Source organism: Palleronia caenipelagi (assembly GCF_007004065.1).
Taxonomy (GTDB): domain Bacteria; phylum Pseudomonadota; class Alphaproteobacteria; order Rhodobacterales; family Rhodobacteraceae; genus Palleronia; species Palleronia caenipelagi.
Window position 1 is genome coordinate 1 of record NZ_VFSV01000081.1, and the last position, 6,560, is coordinate 6,560.

Genomic DNA, 6,560 nt, shown 5'->3' on the forward strand with positions numbered 1-6,560 from the left:
GTGGTCAGAACGTCCGTGTGACCGAGGTTTTGAGAGACGGCGACCAGTTCCGCCGGGGTGGTACAGGTTTTCGCGGTGTGCCGGGCGTGCATGTGCCGGAAGGCATGGGGGCCGAAGGCTTGCAGACCAGCGGTCTTGAAGGCACCGTTGACGATCTTTCGGACGGGTTCGGAACTGCGCCATGGGCGGCGGGTGAAGCCTTCGGCGCAAAACCCGGTGCCGGGCTTGGCGCTGAGGGCGGTGGAGGGGAACAGCGGATCATCCGGGCCATAAAGCTCAACCTCGTCCAGATGGGTGATCCACGCGGCGAGCGCGGCTTCGGCCTCGTCAAACCCTTTGAAAMAGAACGTGTCGATGCTCTTGCCAAACTTGGTCGCGACCTCGCGCGGGTTTTGCGTGATCGATTTCCCGGCGAGATCCACATGGCTGATGCGCAGCGAGATCAGCGCGCCGACGCGGATGCCGGTCAGGCACAGAAGCGCAAATATCGCCTTGTCCCGCATCTCGCGCGGGGTGCTGGCGGGCATCAGRGACAGGGCGCGCTTGGCCTGATTGAGGCTCGGCGCGGGGCGCGCGGGTGCGGCGCGGGCTTCGGCCTCGTCGCGGCGGGACAGGTTGAAGTAATCGGCATCAGACGCCTTGATCCGGCGACGGAACCCCTCCTGTTGCGACAGCCACAAGGTAAATTCCCGCAGCGTGGCCATGATCGCCCGCTGGGTGGATTTCCCCAAGGGCTTGCCGGTCGCGCCTTTGGCTTGCTCCAGATGCGCGCGGAAGCCCATGGCCCAGTCGATGTGAAACTTCGCAAGGTCCTTGCGCCCGTTCCGTACGTCGAACCGCTCCAGAGCCGTCATCTCCCGGTCGAGCGTTTTGTCTGACAGCCGCCGGGCATGTTTGCGATAATCCCCGAACCGGCGCTTCAGGCGTTCGTTCTGTTCATTGGGGGGCTTGGCCATAGAATCCTCCTTTCAGGATCATGTCAGGGATGAGTGGATTTGGTCGGCTGGTGGCGCGGTCGCGTACCCTTGGTTCACGGGTCGTTCGGACTGCGAAGGCAGGAGGCCGACAGGTTCCGGGAGAACCCCCCGGGCCTTTTTTATCGAGGGGCGCCGAAAGTGGAAAAACAGGGGGCCTCTGTCCACCACCTTACCATTTAGCGACTCGTGGCGGCGCGGTCGGTTTCCGAAGGCGTCTGCCCAGAGATCGAATGCCCCCCCTCTGCCACGGGATCGGCGTGGTGAATGGTCAGATCGAAGAGGCGTTCAAACTCCGGGCGGCGAGACAAGGCGACGGGTTTTGAGACCACGCCTTCGCAGATCGCGCAGAGCGCAGAGCGCAGAGCGCAGAGCGCAGAGCGCAGAGCGCAGACAGCGTGGCGCGGGGGCCGGTGATCGTGCAATCGGCCATGCCACCCGCCGCTGCCCGGGCCTTGCGACAGCGGAGGCAGTAGAAGGTCTCGATCCCGAGGGGGGCCTTTCGCCCCTCACGCTGGCTCTTGATGTGGGCGCGCAGATCGTCACCCCGGATCAGGGCGGGCCGCGCGCAGTTCATGACGCGCAAGCCCTCTTTCTCCCAGTTGCGGATGGTGCGGGCAGTGACGCCGCAAACCTGCGCGGCCTCGTCCACCGTGTAGCTATGGCAACGCTTGATCCCCGTCAGGCGGGTGTGCTTTGGCATCGCCCGCCCTCACGCTTCATTCCGCGCCAGCCAGTCGCGGAGCGCCTCCATGGTGATCAGGCGACGGGTGCCGATCTTGACGCTGCGCAGCTCGCCCGAGGACAGGGCCGCGTAGAGCGTGGTCCGTCCGATCCCGCAGAGCCGTGCGGCCTCATTGGGCGAGACGGCGAGGACTTGGGCGGCGTGGATCAGGAGTTCGGTGGTGTTGGTCATCGTTCATACTTTCTTTCGTGGGTATGAACGGACGTTCGCGGACGCAGGCTGGACAGAAACAGACGTCGGTAATCTATCCAGTTTCTATCCAGTGCGGATCTTGGTCAGATAGGCTTTGACGGTGGCCAAGGACGGAGTGGAACGGCCCGGATGAGCAGTCTCAAAGGCGGCGCGGATGGCTTTCGCCTCTTCGTTCCGCCCCGGCAGCGCCTCGTCCGATTTGATTCGCGCTCGGATCAGGCGTTCCACATCCGCCCTGTATCGGTTTGGCTTGCCCCCGCGCCGAAGCTCCGGGACCCCACACAGCACGGCGGGCTGCGCAATCGCCCGCAGCGCGCCGGTGCCCGCGTCGATCTCGATCAGATCCCTCAGGGCAACTGTCGTCACATCCGACAAAGACAGCGTGCCCTCTGCCGTGACGATCAGCCGCCACGCAGATCGGGCCTCCCGCGACAGAGCGTCGGTCAAGGCGCGGGCGTCCCTATCATGGATCAGGCGCGGGTGCAGATATAGCGTGACATCTCCTTGCGGCGTTTCCAGCGCCCCAATGCGCCAGGTCGCTTCGTGGATCGGGTCGGTCTTGCGGCGTTTGCATCCGAATAGTTCGGCGAACTGCTCGACCAGCACAGGCAAATTGACCTGAACGGCCAGCACCTCGGATCGCTCAACCGGGACAAAGCCCAGCTCCGGGCAGTGATAGCCGTAGAGCCCAGCCTCGAAGACGATCTCGGCATCATGCGGAAGGCTACATTCCTCACAGCCCAGCGACGAAACAACGCCACTCTCCCGGATCAACCCCGCGCGGATCAGCCCGTCATAACCGTTCCGCGTCCTGAACGACGCCGCGCTGGTTTTTGCCCCGAGGGCGATCATCTCCGACAGAACGCCCGCCGCGCTCAATCGATGACCTCGAACAGATCGTCGTCATTCGGCGGTGGTGCCAGAAGCTCCCACCGCTCCAGCAGGTCAAAGACGAATTGGCGGTGCTTCTCTGTCTTGTTCGGCAGCGTCGTCGTGTTCGGTGTGCGGAGTGTCACGGTCAGGGATCGGCGGCGCTGCCCTTCCTGTGCTGCGAGATAGATCCGCAGGGTCGCCCCCATCAGATTCCATCCGCTGGCACTGAGCGGCGAGGTCGCGCCAAAGCGTCGGTCCAGAAACTGATAGATCGTCTCAGCGTCGCCCCGCTTCTCAAACCGGGCAAATCCGCCGCTCGTGCCAAAGAAATCGAGCGACGACACCTCGATCCGGTCAATCTCGTCCGCAGGCTCGGTTTCGAAGATCGACGGGCTTCGAAGCCGATCCAGAAAGACCTCGCGGCGCGGCGTCTCGACTGGCGGGTTGGAATGCGGAGCGAAATGTTTGGCGAAGGCATCGGCATATTGGTCGCGAATCTTTTTACCGCCCTTGGCGCAAATCTCGACCCGCCGAGATTGCACATCGCATGAAATGCCGACCTCCAGAACCTTTTGCACCAATTGCCGTTCCAGCGTCTGTGTGGCGCCGAATGCCAATTCGCTCTCGGCCCGCTCTTCGACGTAAATGGTGGCCCACGTGTGTTCGGTTTCTTCTGCCGTAATGGGGTGCCGCTCAATAACCGTGTACCAATCCGCCTCGCGCTTGCGGTGGGTGGGGAGTTCCAGAATGGCGATGGTGTCTTCCAGAAACGCCGCGCGGGCGCTTTCGTTATCCAGCGCCCATGGCTTGCCGTCCTGTTCGAATTGAAACCCTGACCAGTTTCGCCCGCCCGTCCGCCGCATCAGCGATGCCTGTGCCGACACGCGGTCGATCAGGTCGGGGTGATCCTTGGCCAGCGTCAGGAGCACATCCTGCACGCCCTCCAGCCCTTCCAGATCAATGCCCAGCGGCGCGCAAATCTGTTCCGCGCAGGTCAGGCCGTTGCTGTCCGAGAGGCTCGCCAGATGGTCGAGTTCGGCTTTCAGCCGGTCCTGTTGCAGATCCGGCAGATTGCCGATCAGTTTCTCAACAGAGCGGACCAACGCTGTCCCGCGCCCCTCGCTCGTCCAGTCAAAATCCTCCGGGGCATCCACGCCGCGCGGGGCCAGAAAGCACCTCAACCGATCCGCCGGAGATTTCCGAATGAATCCACTGAATGATGCCATATCTTGCGCCTACTCGCTCCTGTTTGCGCAAATATAGTGTTCGCGGATGTTCCTCGCAATATGCAGGTATTTATTTTGCCATTATGGTCCCAAGATCAGTCTCGCGGATCACTCCCGCCGAAATGCCGGGCAATGAAATCCTGCGCCTTTTCGGGCTGTCCTGTCTGATCGAGCAGGCGCAGATAATTTCTGGCGAATGTCCGGATCATAGGAATATCCGGGCCGTAGCGGCTGACATCTACCGTCGCCGCCCGCTCATAGAGCGGCAAGGCCGCGTCGTAGCGGCCTTGGGATTCGTAGAGCACGGCGAGGTTGTTGACGCTGCTGAGGGTGTCGGGATGCTCCGCGCCAAGTATCCGTTCGCGGCTCTCCAGCGCCCGCTCATAGAGCGGCAGGGCCTCGTCGTAGCGACCTTGGGCATCGTAAAGCGCGGCGAGGTTGTTGACGCTGCTGAGTGTTTGGGGATGCTCCGCGCCCAGCACCCGTTCGCGGCTCTCCAGCGCGCGCTCATAGAGCGGCTCGGCAGCGTCGTAGCGGCCTTGGGCTTGGTAAAGATAGGCGAGGCTGTTGACGCTGATGAGCGTTTGGGGATGCTCCGCGCCCAGCACCCGTTCGCTGCTCTCCAGCGCGCGCTCATAGAGCGGTTCGGCGGCGTCGTAGCGGCCTTGGGACTCGTAGAGACAGGCGAGGTTGTTGACGCTGCCGAGCGTGTCGGGATGCTCCGGGCCCAGCACCCGTTCGCGGCTCTCCAGCGCGCGCTCATAGAGCGGCCCGGCCTCGTCGTAGCGGCCTTGGGACTCGTAGAGACAGGCGAGGTTGTTGACGCTGGTGAGCGTGTCGGGATGCTCCGGGCCCAGCACCCGTTCGCGGCTCTCCAGCGCGCGCTCATAGAGCGGTTCGGCGGCGTCGTAGCGGCCTTGGGCTCTGTAGAGATAGGCGAGGTTGTTGACGCTGCTGAGGGTGTCGGGGTGCTCTGCGTCCAGCACCCGTTCGCTGCTCTCCAGCGCGCGCCCAAAGAGCGGCAGGGCCGCGTCGTAGCGACCTTGGGCCGTGAGGGCTGACGCTAAGACCATCTCCGCACGGATGCGGTCGAGTTCTTGCGTGCTGTCTTCTCCGACCAGCGCCAACGCCGAGCGGGCGAAATGCTCGGCCTGGTGATAGGCGCCTGCTATCTGCGCCATATTGGATGCAGCGATCTGGTCGTCGAAGCTCTCCGGCGCCAGTTCCGCCGCGCGGACATAGCGTGCCCGGGCCGCGCCGTAGTCGAAGCGCTCCGCCGCGATCTCGCCTGCCAGATGGTAGAGCCGCGCCTGTTCGGCGATCATATCCTCGATGGCGGGTCGGTTCAGCAGGGGGGCGATCAGCTCTTCGGCCCGGTTCAGATCGCTCGCTTGCAAGGCTGCCTCGATCTCGGCGATGAACTCTGTCGGGACGCTGTCCCCGAGCTCCGCAAGCTGGCGTTGCAGATCCTCGATCCGCTCCAGAGCCGCCTCATAGGAGGCCTGCACATTGGCGAGGTTTGCCTCCACTGCTTCCTTGGCGGATTTGGCCTCTGTGAGTTGCTCCTGCAACAACTCCGCCTTGCCCGAGGCCGCCCCCTCTTGCCGAAGTGCCTCGGCCCAAGCCCGTTCCAGTTCCGTGATCCGCGCGTCCAACTCCCGAGCCTTGTCCTCCTGCCCGCGCTTATAGGACTCGGCGCTCTCGTAGATGTTGACGGTCTTCGAAGAGGAGAAAAAGCTGGTCTTACCCCCGCGGACGAAGTCGCCCCCAATATCGCCCGTCGAAATGCAGCCACTGCCGCGATCAGGGAGATCCGATTTGCTCAAATGCGCGCTCCGATACAAATGCCTCAGGCTACTGAGGTGCAAACTATGCTGAACCTCCCTGAATACGGGCGATCACACAGTTACTTTGCATGGGGGCGCGAAGACCTGTCTACCCCTTAGCCGCTGCATTTTCTCGCAGTCTCAAATGAATCGGTTCACAGTTTCAGTTGGAGCACGTTTGCCGCAAGTAATTCGCCCAGAGCGATACTCGCCCACGTCTCCATGAGAGCGCGCCGCTTGTCGAAGAGATCGGAGCGGGCATAGGCGGCTTCGGCTTTGTCCTTGAGACGGTGGGCGAGCGCGGCTTCGATCACCTCGCGGGGAAAGCCCGTGGTCTCGCCCGCCCAGTCGCGGAAGGTCGAGCGGAAGCCGTGCACGGTGATCCCGTCGCGCCCCATTCGACGCAAAACCGCTGTCATGCTCATGTGATCAGCCCCACTTGAGTGGTCCAATTTGATTGTTAGTGCATGACGGGCCTCCGGTCCATCGTGACGAAGGTTTCCGGGGCCGGTGGGCGGTAGCCTAATGCGCTGTGTGGTCGTTTCGTGTTGTAGTGTTTCCTCCATTGTTCGATCAGGATCTGCGCCTCGCGCAGGCTGTAGAAGGTTTCGCCATTCAGGAACTCGTCGCGGAAACGGGCGTTGAAGCTTTCGCAGTATCCGTTCTCCCAAGGCGATCCAGGTTCGATGTAAGCCGTTTTCGCGCCGACAGCTTTGATCCAGTC

The 6,560-nt window shown here is 62.9% G+C and carries 8 protein-coding genes; all 8 read right to left on the reverse strand.

Annotated features, from left to right (window positions below; genetic code table 11):
• Positions 1–956: tyrosine-type recombinase/integrase (locus FEV53_RS19195; RefSeq protein ID WP_142836290.1), on the reverse strand; the 956-nt coding region annotated here is incomplete at its 3' end.
• A 289-nt stretch (positions 957–1,245) separates the two neighbouring features.
• A complete protein-coding gene (locus FEV53_RS19200; RefSeq protein ID WP_142836291.1) occupies positions 1,246–1,677 on the reverse strand; it encodes a MerR family DNA-binding transcriptional regulator in 432 nt (143 codons plus the stop codon).
• Between the two features lie 9 nt (positions 1,678–1,686).
• Positions 1,687–1,890, reverse strand: a complete 204-nt coding sequence (locus tag FEV53_RS19205) for a helix-turn-helix domain-containing protein (RefSeq protein WP_142836292.1) — start codon at positions 1,888–1,890, stop codon at positions 1,687–1,689.
• A gap of 84 nt (positions 1,891–1,974) precedes the next feature.
• Positions 1,975–2,790, reverse strand: a complete 816-nt coding sequence (locus FEV53_RS19210; RefSeq protein WP_142836293.1) for a hypothetical protein — start codon at positions 2,788–2,790, stop codon at positions 1,975–1,977.
• On the reverse strand, positions 2,787–3,965 hold the full coding sequence (locus FEV53_RS19215) for a hypothetical protein (protein WP_221931681.1): 1,179 nt from the start codon (positions 3,963–3,965) through the stop codon (positions 2,787–2,789). The genes FEV53_RS19210 and FEV53_RS19215 overlap by 4 nt, the downstream gene beginning before the upstream one ends.
• Before the next feature lie 140 nt (positions 3,966–4,105).
• Entirely contained in the window at positions 4,106–5,836 is a 1,731-nt protein-coding gene (locus tag FEV53_RS19220; RefSeq protein ID WP_221931682.1) for a tetratricopeptide repeat protein, read from the reverse strand.
• 155 nt (positions 5,837–5,991) lie between these two features.
• Positions 5,992–6,261 (reverse strand): tyrosine-type recombinase/integrase, encoded by a 270-nt coding sequence (locus tag FEV53_RS19225; protein ID WP_221931683.1) that lies wholly within the window; start codon positions 6,259–6,261, stop codon positions 5,992–5,994.
• Positions 6,262–6,296: 35 nt separating this feature from the next.
• Positions 6,297–6,560: integrase core domain-containing protein (locus FEV53_RS19230; RefSeq protein WP_142833644.1), on the reverse strand; the 264-nt coding region annotated here is incomplete at its 5' end.